Origin of the sequence: Salinispora fenicalii, assembly GCF_000514815.1 — a bacterium.
In the GTDB taxonomy this organism is placed as follows: Bacteria; Actinomycetota; Actinomycetes; order Mycobacteriales; family Micromonosporaceae; genus Micromonospora; species Micromonospora fenicalii.
This window is the reverse complement of record NZ_AZWQ01000015.1, coordinates 22,169-35,157: the sequence shown is the minus strand read 5'-3', so window position 1 is coordinate 35,157 and position 12,989 is coordinate 22,169. Positions and strand designations below refer to the sequence as shown.

Sequence of the window (12,989 nt, the reverse complement as noted above, 5' to 3'; positions counted from 1 at the left end):
GGCCCGCTCCACTCAGAGCCGATCGATCGGTGCGTGCCGGAGCACCAGCCAGAGCGTCTGGTCGCCGAAGTCGATCTGGGCCCGAGCGCCCGGGCCATGTCCCTCCACCGCGAGCACGCGACCCAGCCCGTACCGCTGGTGGCTGACCCGGTCCCCGACCGCGACCCGCGGGGGTGCTGACGGCAACTCGCTGGCTGTGGTGAGGCGGCTACCGTCAACACCGAGCCGACGCGCCAGCTGAGCGGCCTTCGGCGTGCCCCCGGTGAAACCGCTCTGCCCCCGATCCGCGCGACCGCCCACGCCCCCGCCGCCACCGGCCCATGAGGTGTACGAACCCTCGGTGCGCTCCCAGCGCACCAACTCCACAGGCAACTCCGCAAGGAACCGGGACGGCGCGTTGTATGCCGGCTGGCCCCACGCCGAGCGGGTGACCGCCCGGGACAGGTAGAGCTGCTGCCGGGCCCGGGTGATCCCCACGTACGCCAGGCGCCGCTCCTCCTCCAGCTCATGGTTGTCGCCGAAGGTACGGGCGTGCGGAAAGACCCCGTCCTCCATCCCGGTCAGGAACACCACCGGAAACTCCAGTCCCTTGGCGGTGTGCAGCGTCATCAGGGTGACCACCCCCTGATGCTCTGGGTCGTCGGCGGGCAACTGGTCCGCGTCGGCCACCAGCGCGACCTGCTCCAGGAAGCCTGCGACGGTGGCCCGCTCGCCCTCCGCGCCCAGGCCCTCCACCCGCTCGGTGTACTCCCGGGCCACGCTGACCAGCTCCTGGAGGTTGTCGACCCGGCCGGCATCCTGCGGGTCCAGGCTCTCCTCCAGCTCGGTCAGGTACCCCGACCGGTTCAGCAATGCTTCCAGCACCTCCTCGGGCGCACTGGTCTCCGCAACCTCCCGGACACCATCGAGCAGCGCGACGAATTCCGCGATTCCGTTCGTCGCCCGGGTGGAGATGCCCGGTGCGTCCTTGGCCCGGCGCAGGGCCGCGCCGAAGGAGATCCGATCCCGGCTGGCAAGCGCCTCAACACATGCCTCGGCTCGATCTCCGATGCCCCGGCGGGGAGTGTTCAGCACCCGGCGAAGGCTGACCGTGTCGTCCTCGTTGACCAACACCCGCAGATAGGCCAGGGCGTCCCGGACTTCTTTCCGCTCATAGAAGCGAACCCCGCCGACGACCTTGTAGGGGAGGCCGACACGGATGAACACCTCCTCGAAGACCCGGGACTGGGCGTTGGTGCGGTAGAAGACCGCCACGTCTCCCGGCCGGGTGTCGCCGTCGTCCACGAGCCGGTCGATCTCCCGGGCCACCCAGTCGGCCTCGGTGTGCTCGGTGTCGGCGACGTAGCCGACGATCGGGTCACCGGTCCCGGCGTCGCTCCAGAGTCGCTTGGGCTTCCGGGAGGTGTTTCGGTCGATCACGGCGTTGGCCGCGTTCAGGATGGTCTGGGTGGAGCGGTAGTTCTGTTCCAGCAGGATTGTCCGGGCATCGGTGAAGTCCCGCTCGAACTCCAGAATATTGCGGATCGTCGCGCCCCGAAACGCGTAGATCGACTGATCGGCGTCACCCACGACGCAGAGCTCCGCCGGGTCGAGCCCGGCTGTGCCCGACACCAGCTCCTTGATCAACACGTACTGGGCGTGGTTGGTGTCCTGATACTCGTCAACCAGCACGTGCCGGAACCGACGCCGGTACGTCTCCGCGACGTGCGGATGCGACTGGAACAGATGCACCGTCGTCATGATCAGATCGTCGAAGTCCAGCGCGTGCGCCTCCCGGAGCCGCCGCTGATAGAGCGAGTACGCCTCGGCGAGCGCCCGCTCATTCGGCCCCTTGGCCCGGCCGGCGAACTCCTCGGGGTCAACCAGCTCGTTCTTCAGGTTGGAGACCTGGGCGGCCAGCCCCCGCGCCGGGTAACGCTTCGGATCGAGGTCCAGCTCCCGGGCGACCAGCTGCATCAGCCGACGGGAGTCATCGGCATCATAGATCGAGAAGGTCGACTTCAAACCGGCGTGCTCGTGCTCGGCCCGCAGGATGCGGACACACGCGGAGTGGAAAGTCGAGACCCACATCAACCGAGCACGCGGCCCGACCAACTGGGCCACCCGCTCTTTCATCTCGCCCGCGGCCTTGTTGGTGAAGGTAATCGCGATGATCTCACCTGGGTGCACCTGTCGTTCTGCGAGCAGGTAGGCGATCCGATGGGTGAGTACCCGGGTCTTGCCGGAGCCGGCCCCGGCCACGATCAGCAGCGGTGACCCGGCGTGGGTGACCGCGTCCCGTTGCGGGCCGTTCAGCCCGTCGAGCAGCGCCTGCGGGTCGAGGCGTGTCGGAGTGGGCCGTCGCGGCGGGGCCGGGTCGGGCGCGGACGAGGGCACGGGAATGTCAAAGAGAGGATGCATCGCATGGCGAGTCTATGCCGTCGCCCCGACGAATCCCTTCGGCCACGGCCCCGGATGTGTGTGCCGCCGCGCGCCCCGTCCCGCCCCCGGTCATCTCCCTCCGGCGGCAACAGGCTCCCTGGTCAGGACTTCCTTGCGGCACTCGGCAGGAGAGGGCATACTCGGATCCGTGTTCGGTCAGCGCGACTACTTTTACTACGGCCCGGAGAGTCCGGCAGCCGTAGGTCACGCCTGATCAACCAAGACCTACGAAAAGGCCCCGGGCTCGCGAGCCCGGGGCCTTTTCGTCTTGGGATCCGCGCACCAGAGCCCGACACCCGAAGGGTACGACGATGATGACAGGCGTGGCGGAGCAGAACGGCAACACGGACGGAACAGGTGGCACGGAGGCCACCGTCGATCGCGACGCCGGCACGAAGGAGCCGTTGGCGGCAGCGCAGATCGCGAATATCCGGCAACGAATCGACGAGATCGACGGCACCCTGATCGACCTCTGGCAGGAGCGGGCACGGCTCTCCCGGCAGGTCGGCGCGACCCGCATGGCCTCCGGCGGCACCCGCTTGGTGCTCTCTCGGGAGCAGGAGATCCTGGAACGCTTCCGGGCCGCGCTCGGGGCGGATGGCACCCAGGTCGCTCTCCTGCTGCTCCGCGCCGGCCGCGGCCCGCTCTGATCCGACACCCGGTAGCAAAACAGGACCGGGGCGTCGGCCATGGGTGGCCGACGCCCCGGTCGCTGTGAAGCTGCTACCGCTGCGCGTGCACCACGTCCCGAACCTCGGCGAAGTGGCAGGCGCTCGGGTGCGCCGAGCTCTGCCGGACGGCCAGCTCCGGCTCCTGCTGGGCGCAGATATCCTGCGCCTTCCAGCAGCGGGTCCGGAAGCGGCACCCGGAGGGCGGGTTGGCCGGCGACGGTACATCACCGGTCAGAACGATCTGGTCCCGCAGACCCCTCAGCTTCGGATCCGGCACCGGCACCGCCGAGAGCAGCGCCTGCGTGTACGGGTGGGTGGGGTTCTCGTAGATCTGGTCCTCGGTACCGATCTCGACAACCCGACCGAGGTACATCACCGCGACCCGGTCGGCGATGTGCCGCACCACAGACAGATCGTGCGCGATGAAGATGTACGACAGCCCCAACTCGTCCTGGAGCTTCTCCAACAGGTTGATCACCTGTGCCTGGATCGACACATCCAGGGCGGAGACCGGCTCATCACACAAGATGATCTCCGGGTTGAGCGCCAACGCGCGGGCGATACCGATGCGCTGTCGCTGGCCGCCGGAGAACTGGTGCGGGTACCGGTTGATGTGATCGGGGTTCAGACCGACCAGATCCAGCAGCTCCTGAACTCGGGCCCGCCGCTTGGGCTTCGCCAGCACCTCGGGGTGCACCTCGAACGGCTCGCCGACGATGGCACCGACGGTCATCCGCGGGTTGAGGGACGTGTATGGATCCTGCATCACCAGCTGGATGTTGCGCCGGCCGCGACGCCGCTCGGTGCCGCCGACCTTCGCCATGTTCCGGCCCTGCACGAACAGGTCACCGGAGGTGGGGGTCTCCAGCCCCACCAGCATCCGAGCCAGGGTCGACTTTCCGCAGCCGGACTCGCCGACGATGCCAAGGGTCTCCCCCCGACGCAGCTGCAGGTTGATCCCATCAACTGCGCGGACCGCACCGATCTGCCGCTTGAAGAGGATCCCCTGGGTCAGCGGGAAGTGCTTCACCAGGTCACGGGCCTCCAGCACGATGTCAGACATCGGCCTTGACCTCCTTCCAGAAGTGGCAGGCGGAGCTTCGGCCCGGCGCCACCTGATGCAGCGGCGGCATCGGATCCTGACGGCAGGCATCCTGCGCGTACCGGCAGCGGGGGCTGAACGCGCATCCCGCCGGGATGTCGGTCAGCAGCGGCGGCAACCCCTTGATGGCGGAGAGTTCCTGGCCCTTGAGGTCCAGGCGGGGAATCGACTCCAGCAGGCCCTTGGTGTACGGGTGGGACGGGCTCTCGTAAATGTCCCGGACCTGAGCTTCCTCAATGACCCGGCCGGCGTACATCACCGAGATCTGGTCCGCCACGTCGGCGACCACGCCCATGTCGTGCGTAATCAGCAGCAGACCCATGTTCCGTTCCTGCTGCAACTCGGCGAGGAGGGCCATGATCTGGGCCTGCACGGTGACGTCCAGGGCAGTGGTCGGCTCATCGGCGATCAGCACCTCCGGGTCGAGCGCCAACGCCATAGCGATCATGACGCGCTGCCGCATACCACCGGAGAACTGGTGCGGATACTCGTTCACCCGCTGCTTCGCCGCCGGAATCTTGACCAGGTCAAGGAGCTCGATAGCGCGCGCCTTGCTGTCCGCCCGGGACATGCCCCGGTGCTTGCGGAACAGCTCACCGAGCTGGAAGCCGACCGTGAAGACCGGGTTCAGCGCGGAGAGGGCATCCTGGAAGATCATCGCGATCCGGTTGGCGCGGACCTGACGCCGCTGCGCCTCCCGCAGTTGGAGCAGGTCAACGCCGCGGTAACGGATCTCCCCGCCGGTGACAAACCCGGGTGGGGTGTCCAGGATCCCCATGATCGCCTGGGCTGTGACGCTCTTTCCGCAGCCGGACTCACCGAGAATCGCCCGGGTTTCGCCGGCCCGCAGACTGAAGCTGACACCGTTGACCGCGTGGGCGATGCCGTTGCGGGTGCGGAACTCGACGTGTAGATCCTTGACCTCGAGTGGCAGGGCATCCGAGTCAAGGCCAGGCAGGGCATCCAGCTTGACGTTCACATCAGTGCTCATGGCGGTCACCGGAACTTCGGGTCGAGGGCATCACGCAGGGCGTCACCCATGAGAATGAAGGACAGCACCGTGCCAATCAACAGCCCGCAGGGGAAGAGCAGCAGCCACGGATGCTCCAGGAAGTACACATCGTGGGCCGAGATCATGATGCCCCACGACTGTGCCGGCGGCTGAAGCCCGATACCGAGGAAGGTCAGCGTGGCCTCCGCGGCGACGAACGCACCCAGCACGATCGTGGCGTACACCAACATGGGTGCGATCGCGTTCGGCAAGATGTGCCGGAACATCAACCGGCCGTTACTCGCCCCGACCGCCTTGGCGGCCTGCACGTAGTCCAGGTCCCTTGAGGAGATGACGCTACCGCGGATGATTCGGGCGATCGTCGGCCAGCTCAGCAGGAACAGCACCAGGGCGATGGTCGCTTCGTTCTGCTTCTTGATCAGGGTCAGGAAGACGATCGCTCCGAGCAGGAACGGCAGTGAGAAGAAGATGTCCATCAGCCGGGAAATGACCCCGTCGACCCAGCCGCCGTAGTAGCCCGCGAGGAGTCCCATCAGGCCGCCGAAGAGCACGATGCCCCCGGTAGCGGCGATCGCGATCACCATCGACGGCCGAGCGCCGTAGATGGCGTGCGAGTAGTAGTCACAGCCCTGGGTGTTAAAACCGAATGGGTGCTCCCAACTCGGCGAGAGCCGGGACATGTCGGTGTTGCACGCCCGGGGGTCCTGACTGGTCCAGAGCCTGGGGAAGGCCGCCATCGTGCTGACTACGAAGATGTAGAGCACGGCGAGCATGAAGACCGGGTCGCGAACCAACTGCCGACGGGCATCTGCCCACAGGCTGGCGTTGCGCTCCTTGCGGCTCTTGCTCGTCTTCTCCGGGGACCGGCCGTCACCGGAACCCGGGGCACCGCCGACGGCGGTGCCGGCACTCGTCACGTCACTCATGTCCACACCTCGTTTCGCTTCGCCCTGCCGCGAATCGCCGGGATCACCGGCCACCGGTTTATGACCAGGGTGCCGTCACTCATAGCGGATCCTCGGGTCGAGCACGGCGTACAGAAGGTCGACCAGCAGGTTGACGAGCAGAATGACCAGCACCAGCATGGTCACCACGCCGATGATCACAGGCGCTTCACCTGTGCGGGCGGCGTTGGTCACCAGCCGGCCGATGCCGGGCACGTTGAAGATGGATTCGGTGACCACCGCGCCGGCCATCGCCGAACCGATGTCGACACCGAGGTACGTGATAACCGGAATCAGCGAGTTACGCAGCGTGTGCACGCCGATGACCCGCTTGTTCGCCAGGCCCTTTGCCCGCGCGGTCCGGACATAGTCGGCCCGGATATTCTCCATGATGCTGGTCCGGGTCAGGCGCGCGGTGGTGGCGAGCGCGACCGCGCCGAGCACCATGCCGGGGATCAGAAGACTGGCGAAAGGGTAGTCCGGCTTGAAACCGGGGCTGAAGAACCCGTATGCGATGACATCGGGGACCCACTCCTGATCACGCAGGATGTTGCCGAACTTGACCCCGATGAACTCCCGTACCACCACACCGAGCACGAAGATCGGCACAGAGATCACGAAGACGGTGCTGATCTTCACCAGGTTGTCGGCGAAGCTGCCGCCCCGCAGACCCGCCCACACGCCGGCGGCGATACCGACGACGGCCTCGAAGACGATCGCGATCACCAGCAGCTTCAGGGTGAACGGAATAGCGTTGGCCACCAGGTCCGTGACCTCCTGCCGCCGCATGTTGATGCCGAAGTCAAAGTGCAGGAAGACTCCGCTCACCCGGTCGAGGAAGAGCCCGAAGCAAGGGTTGCCCTTCTGCTCGAGGCAGGGGTCGCCGTAGCCGAGTCGGTCGGTGATCGCCTGAAGCAGGGCAGGCGGCGGGGTCCGGTCGCCGAAGAGCGCCCGGACCGGGTTACCGCTGAACTGGATCGCCAGCGAGGTCATGTAGTGGAGCAGGAACATGGTGCCCAGCACGGTCGGGATGAACTGGAGCAACCGTCGAATGACGTAGCGCCCCATGTCGGGGTCTCCTCTCGGCGCTGATACGGCGGCAACGATCACCCTGGTGGGGTGACCGTTGCCGCCACATCCTTGTACGGCGGGATCAGATTGCTGAAGCTCGGTTCTACTTCAGCGAGGTCGCACCGTAGTCGGCGCCAGCGACCTGGTTCCAGACGAAGGTGTCGACGTTCTCGCTGTAGATCGCCGCCTCCTTACGCCAGAACATCGGGACAACCGGCATCTCCTCAGCCAGAATGTCCTCAGCCTGCTGGTACAAGGTGATCGCCTCGTCAATGGTGTCGGCGGAGTCACCCTGCTTGATCAGGTTGTCGAACTCGGTGTTGCTGAAGGTGGAGTTGTTACTGGAGGCACCAGTGGTGTAGAGCGGAGACAGGTAGGTCTCCAGGTACGGGTAGTCCGGGCCCCAGCCGAGCCGGAACGGGCCGGTGAACTGGTTGTTGTCGGCCTTTTCCAGGTACTCGGGGAACTGCAGGTTGACCTTCAGCTCGTAGTCGATCCCCAGCGCCGCCTTGACCTGGTCGCCGACCGCCTGCAGCCAGTCCTCGTGGCCAGAACCCGCGTTGGCCCACAGGACCAGCTTGCCGCCCTTCCAGCCACCGGCCTCGGCGAGCAGCTGCTTGGCCTTCTCAAGGTCCTTCTCGCAGTAGGTGCAGACACCCTCGCGAGCACCCTCGAAGATCGGCGCGACGAAGCCGGTAGCCGGGGCGTACCGGCCGTCGAAGACCGCGTTCACGATCGACTGCCGGTCGATCGACAACGAGAACGCCTGACGGATGCGCTTGTCCTGGAAGTTCTCGTTGTACATCGGCATACCGACGTAGTTGAAGCTGTCACCGGGCTGCTCGAACAGCCGGTCGCCGTAGTTGGCCTTGGCGTCCTTGAAACGCGCCGGTGGCAGCGTGTACATCACGTCCAGCTCGCCGGCCTGGAAGGCGGCGTAGCCGCTGTCCACGTCCGCGAAGATCCGGTAGTTGATCGCGTCGGGCTTGCCCGGCTCACCCTTCCAGGTGTCGCTACGAGCCAGGTTGATCTCGACCTCGTGCTCCCACTCACCGTCGATCTTGTAGGGGCCGTTGCCGATCGGCGTCTCGTTGCAGGCATCGATGTCGTCAACGCAGGCCTGCGCCATCGGGAAGAAGCCCGAATACCCGACTGTGGTCGGGAAGCCGGTGAACGGCGCCTTGAGCTCGACGGTGAAGGTCAGGTCGTCAACCTTCTTCAGGCCGGACATCGTCTCGGCCTTCGGCGCCGGGGCCTCCTCCGGTCCGTCGCCGTCCGGGTCCTTGGCCGTGACGTCGTCGACACCGGCGATCCGCTTCATGAAGTACGCGTTGTTCTGGGCGTTCGGCCCGTAAGCGGCGTAGTTCCACGAACGAATGAAGGAGTCAGCGTTGACCGGCTCACCGTTGTCGAAGGTGTAGCCGTCCTTCAGCTTGATCGTCCAGAGCTTCTTGTCGTCCGACTCGATCGACTCGGCCAGATCCATCTCTGTTTCGCTGGTCTCGGCGTTGTACTTGACCAGACCGCGGTAGAGCTGACGGATCACGTAGATCGACGGCTCGTCATTGGCATTCGACGGCAGCAAGAACGCCGGCTCGGTCGCGTAGACGCGGAGCGTGCCACCGGCCTCGCCGCCGCCAGCATCGTCCGAGTCGTCGCCGCCACCACCACAGGCGGTGGCCAACATTGCGGTGGCGGTCGCGGCGACCGCCACCTTCAGAAATTTCCCACGCATGGGAGTGCCTCCTCAGGGCGCTCAGCTCACGAGGGGGTGTGAGGTGCCTGCCACTGTGACACCAGACGCGCGCTAGCGGGAAGACGTGTTATCAACCCGATACCCGGCCGGGACGGTGTGTACATCCACCCGGAGGTGACTGCGTCGGCCTCAGGCAAGCGTGGTAGGAGCTGCGGAAACAGCATCGACAACGACCAACGTCACCACCCTGCGCACCCCCACCGGCACAGTCGGTGGGCGGCTCAGACGAGCCGACGATCCGCCGCCCAGCGTGACAGCTCGTAACGGCTGGACATCTGGAGCTTACGGAGCACGTTCGACACATGCGTCTCGACCGTCTTGATCGAGATGTACAGCTCCTTGGCGATCTCCTTGTACGCGTACCCCCGAGCGAGCAGACGCAGCACCTCCCGTTCCCGGTTGGTCAGCTGGTCCAGCTCCGGGTCGGAGATCGGCGCGTCCGGGCGAGCGGCGAAGGCGTCCAGCACGAAGCCGGCCAGCCGGGGGCTGAAGACGGCATCGCCCTCGGCGACCCGCCGGACCGCCGCCGCCAACTCGTCCGGCGAGATCGTCTTGGTGACATAGCCACGGGCGCCAGCGCGGATCAGCCCGATCACGTCCTCAGCGGCGTCCGAGACGCTGAGCGCGAGGAACCGCACGTGCGGGTAGGTGCGCCGGACGGCCTCGAGCACCGCCCGGCCGCCCCCCTCCGGCATGTGCACGTCGAGCAGCACCACGTCGGGCTCAGTGGCGGCGATCCTAGTAACCGCCTCCCCCACCGTGCTTGCCTCGCCCACCACGTCGACATGCGCACCCAGTTCGGCGCGGACTCCGGCCCGGAACATCGCGTGATCGTCGACGAGGAAGACCCGCAGCCGCCGCGCGGCCACACCCACCTCCGCCGCTGTGCTCGGCGTCTGCTCCGCCATCACCTACTCCTCTCCGCCGTGGACCCGTCGCGGGAGATCGGCAGGATCAACCGGATCTCGGTCCCCTCCCCAGGCTCGGAGCGGATCTCCGCCCGGCCACCGTGTCGCGTCATCCGGCCGATGATCGAGCCTCGAACGCCGTGCCGGTGTTCCTCCACCGTAGCCGGATCGAAGCCCCTCCCCCGATCCCGAATGAAGACGCTGACCTGCTCGGGTTCGACCTCGGCGTAGAGCGAGACGGTCTGCACTCCAGCGTGCCGGGCGGCGTTAACCAGCGCCTCGCGGGCGGCCGCCACCAACGCGCCGACGCGCTCGTCGGTCTCCCGGTCACCGACGACCACCGTCTCCACCGTGATCGCGTACGTGTCCTCTACCTCGGCCGCCACCTGCTCCAGCGCTGCCGCGAAGCGCTCCGTCGGCGAGGCCGTCGGCCGGTAGAGCCAGTTACGCAGCGAGCGCTCCTGCCCCCGGGCCAGCCGCGTCACCGCCTTCCCGTCGCTGGCGTTTCGCTGGATCAACGCGAGGGTGTGCAGCACCTGATCATGCACCATGGCGGCCAGCTCGGCCCGCTCCTGCTGGCGGATCCGTCCTTCCCGCTCCGACCGGAGCTGGTTCCAGGTTCGCCAGAGCACCGGCGCGGCCACCACCCCGACACCCGCCAGACCGACCAAGGCAAAGATCACGCCGTTGAGCACCGCGTCAAAGTTCTGCGTCGGGGAGTAGACCGCCGCGACCCCGATCACTCCCACCGCGACCAGGACTCCGCCGCCGATGAATCGGAGCACGAACGCCCGCCGGTCGCTCTCCTCCACCACCGCACTCAGCCAGGGCACCGGCAGCGTCCCGCCCCACTGCCGTCGCCGCTGCGGTGCGGACTGGTGCCAGATCAGCCCCGCCCCGACCGCGATGATCGTGACCAGCCAGCCGGCGGTACCGGCCACACCGGTGGCAGCCGCCGAATCAAAGAAGACCATCTGAAGGATCAGCACCCCCAGGCCGATCGCCACGAACGGCAGCAGCTGAGCCACGTCGCGACGGGGCGGGGTGGCGGTGTCCCCCGGTCGCAGCGGCACCACCGCCCAGAAGGCCGCATACAGCAGCAGCCCGAGGCCGTTGAAGCCGAGCAACATCAGGAACGCGACCCGGACCCAGAGCACCGGAATGCGAAGGTGCCCGGCGATCCCCGCCGCCACCCCAGCAGCGATCCGGTGCTCGCGGGCGCGATAGAGGCGTGGGGGGTTGGTCACGACACTGATCGGGGACTCCCTAGCTAGTCGCGGCGCTTTCGCCGGCGAGCGGCGCCCGCCGCCGGTTCCGATCGTCACACGCCAGGTCACCACTCGACCACGGGGGCGTCCCGGAGATCCTGCTTGCCTGATCTCAGGGTGAGGTCAGGGTCTCCGCCGGAGGCCGACGAAGCGGCGAGAGAGCAGGATCGAGGTCATGACCGAGGAAGCCGCCCGGCAGCCAACCGGGGCGACACCACCACCTGCAGCGCCGATGGGTGAACCGCCACCGCCTGAGGGCCCGCCCGGGGGCACCCCCTGGAGCCCACCCACCCCACCGACCGGAGGCAGCAGTTTCACCTCACGGTACGGGCTGGTCCGTCCGCACGACGGCCGCTATCTGGCCGGTGTCTGCGCGGCTATCGGCCGGGCGACGAACACTGATCCGGTGCTCTGGCGGGTGCTGCTCGCCGTGCTCGGCTTCTTCGGCGGCATCGGCATCCTGGTGTACGTCTCCGCCTGGCTGATCATCCCAGGTGAGGGGGACACCGCCTCACCGATCGAGTCGATGCTGGGCCGGGGACGCTCCAGCATGTCCCCGGTCACCGTGATCGTGCTCGGCATCCTGGTGGCAATCAGCTTCGCCTTCATCGTCACCGACGCGTTCCGGGCCGTGCTGCTCGGCGCGGCGATTCTGATCAGCGGCGCTCTGCTACTCAACCGCGAACGCCCAGGCCCGCCCGGATCGCCCATTCCACCGGCGCCGGCCTGGCCGACTTGGCCACCGCCGCCGGACGCACCGACAACGCCCGAGGCTCCGCCCAGCGGCTTCCGCCCCCCGTTCGCCCCGCACGGGCCGTACGCCCCGCCGACCCCACCGCCGGCTCCCCCACCGCAGCGGAAGCGACCGCGGGAACGGTCCGCGCTCGGTGGGGTGACCTTCTCGCTGGTCTTCCTCGTCCTCGGGCTGCTGGCCGTCCTCGATCTGACCGGCGTACCCGCCCTCAGCGCGTCCGCGTACTTCGCGGCGGTCCTGGCCACCATCGGCCTTGGCCTACTCGTCGGCGCCTGGTTCGGCCGGGCCCGCTGGCTCATCGCGCTCGGCCTGATCACCGCCGCCGCACTGGGGGTGGCCACGGTGGCCGAGTCCGACCGCTTCCAAACAGTGAACCAAACGGTGAACTGGTCTCCTGCCAACCACGCCGAGCTCGCGAGCCGGTACGAGAACACCGTCGGCAACTCGCTGCTCGACCTGCGCTCGGTGGATTTCACCGGGAAACACAGCGAGGTCACGGTAGCGGTCATAGCCGGAGAGGCCGTCGTGGTGTTGCCCCCGAACGTTGACACCACGGTCACCGCGACCGTCGATGTCGGCGACTCGGTCGTCTTCGATCAACGCGTCGACAAGCGCGGCGGCTCCACCGGTTCGCGGCACGAGAGCACCGATCTGGGGGCGGACGGTCCCGGCGGCGGGACGCTGCGCCTCTTCGTTCACGTTGACATCGGCCAGCTGGAGGTAACCCGGTGAAGGCCCACCGCACCGACCCAGTGTCTCTGCTCTTCGGACTGCTCTTTCTGCTCCTTGCCGCCTGGTGGCTGGTCGCCCAGCTACTCGAATTCACTCTTCCCCCGGTGGGCTGGTTCCTGGCCGGAGCACTGCTACTGATCGGCGCGCTGGGGCTCATCGGGGCGCTTCGCGCAGCCCGGTCCGGCAGCCCGGCCGCTCCGGGGGCGCAGGCCCCACCGACGGGTGCGATGCCGGAGCCCGGGCCAGCTGAGGGGGACCGGCACTGAGCGCGACGCCGGGTCGGCACGACTCGGGGCATATGCTGGCCGGTGGCGCCCACCCCCGCCGCGCATTTGCCGGCTCGGCCCCGG

The 12,989-nt window shown here is 67.5% G+C and carries 11 protein-coding genes; 3 read left to right on the top strand and 8 right to left on the bottom strand.

What is annotated here, in order from left to right; translation table 11 throughout:
- Positions 1-12: 12 nt before the first annotated feature.
- Positions 13-2,400, bottom strand: a complete 2,388-nt coding sequence (gene pcrA / locus B116_RS0104650; protein ID WP_027659339.1) for a DNA helicase PcrA — start codon at positions 2,398-2,400, stop codon at positions 13-15.
- A gap of 332 nt (positions 2,401-2,732) precedes the next feature.
- Between pcrA and B116_RS0104645 the strand changes: the two genes are divergently transcribed.
- The gene (locus B116_RS0104645) at positions 2,733-3,071 is read left to right on the top strand and encodes a chorismate mutase (RefSeq protein WP_033665168.1); all 339 of its coding nucleotides are present in this window, start codon (positions 2,733-2,735) and stop codon (positions 3,069-3,071) included.
- Between the two features lie 73 nt (positions 3,072-3,144).
- On the opposite strand, the gene B116_RS0104640 is transcribed toward B116_RS0104645, so the two are convergent.
- The 7 genes from B116_RS0104640 to B116_RS0104610 all read right to left on the bottom strand — a co-directional run bounded on the left by B116_RS0104640 (position 3,145) and on the right by B116_RS0104610 (position 11,132).
- The gene (locus tag B116_RS0104640; protein ID WP_018720588.1) at positions 3,145-4,155 is read right to left on the bottom strand and encodes an ABC transporter ATP-binding protein; all 1,011 of its coding nucleotides are present in this window, start codon (positions 4,153-4,155) and stop codon (positions 3,145-3,147) included.
- Positions 4,148-5,185: an ABC transporter ATP-binding protein gene (locus B116_RS0104635; RefSeq protein ID WP_027659338.1), complete on the bottom strand. Its 1,038-nt coding sequence runs from the start codon at positions 5,183-5,185 to the stop codon at positions 4,148-4,150. Before B116_RS0104635 ends, B116_RS0104640 begins: the two co-directional genes overlap by 8 nt.
- A gap of 5 nt (positions 5,186-5,190) precedes the next feature.
- A complete protein-coding gene (locus B116_RS0104630; RefSeq protein WP_018720590.1) occupies positions 5,191-6,132 on the bottom strand; it encodes an ABC transporter permease in 942 nt (313 codons plus the stop codon).
- A 75-nt stretch (positions 6,133-6,207) separates the two neighbouring features.
- Positions 6,208-7,218: an ABC transporter permease gene (locus B116_RS0104625; RefSeq protein WP_018720591.1), complete on the bottom strand. Its 1,011-nt coding sequence runs from the start codon at positions 7,216-7,218 to the stop codon at positions 6,208-6,210.
- A 106-nt stretch (positions 7,219-7,324) separates the two neighbouring features.
- Positions 7,325-8,956, bottom strand: a complete 1,632-nt coding sequence (locus B116_RS0104620; protein ID WP_018720592.1) for a peptide ABC transporter substrate-binding protein — start codon at positions 8,954-8,956, stop codon at positions 7,325-7,327.
- A gap of 242 nt (positions 8,957-9,198) precedes the next feature.
- Positions 9,199-9,885 carry a response regulator gene (locus B116_RS0104615; protein ID WP_018720593.1) on the bottom strand — a complete coding sequence of 229 codons (687 nt, stop codon included), beginning with the start codon at positions 9,883-9,885 and terminating at the stop codon, positions 9,199-9,201.
- Positions 9,885-11,132, bottom strand: a complete 1,248-nt coding sequence (locus B116_RS0104610; RefSeq protein WP_018720594.1) for a sensor histidine kinase — start codon at positions 11,130-11,132, stop codon at positions 9,885-9,887. Before B116_RS0104610 ends, B116_RS0104615 begins: the two co-directional genes overlap by 1 nt.
- A gap of 196 nt (positions 11,133-11,328) precedes the next feature.
- On the opposite strand from B116_RS0104610, the gene B116_RS0104605 reads away from it, so the two are divergent.
- Positions 11,329-12,639, top strand: coding sequence for a PspC domain-containing protein (locus B116_RS0104605; RefSeq protein ID WP_027659337.1), 1,311 nt, complete (start codon positions 11,329-11,331; stop codon positions 12,637-12,639).
- Positions 12,636-12,905 (top strand): hypothetical protein, encoded by a 270-nt coding sequence (locus B116_RS0104600; protein ID WP_018720596.1) that lies wholly within the window; start codon positions 12,636-12,638, stop codon positions 12,903-12,905. Before B116_RS0104605 ends, B116_RS0104600 begins: the two co-directional genes overlap by 4 nt.
- The last annotated feature ends 84 nt before the right edge of the window (positions 12,906-12,989 follow it).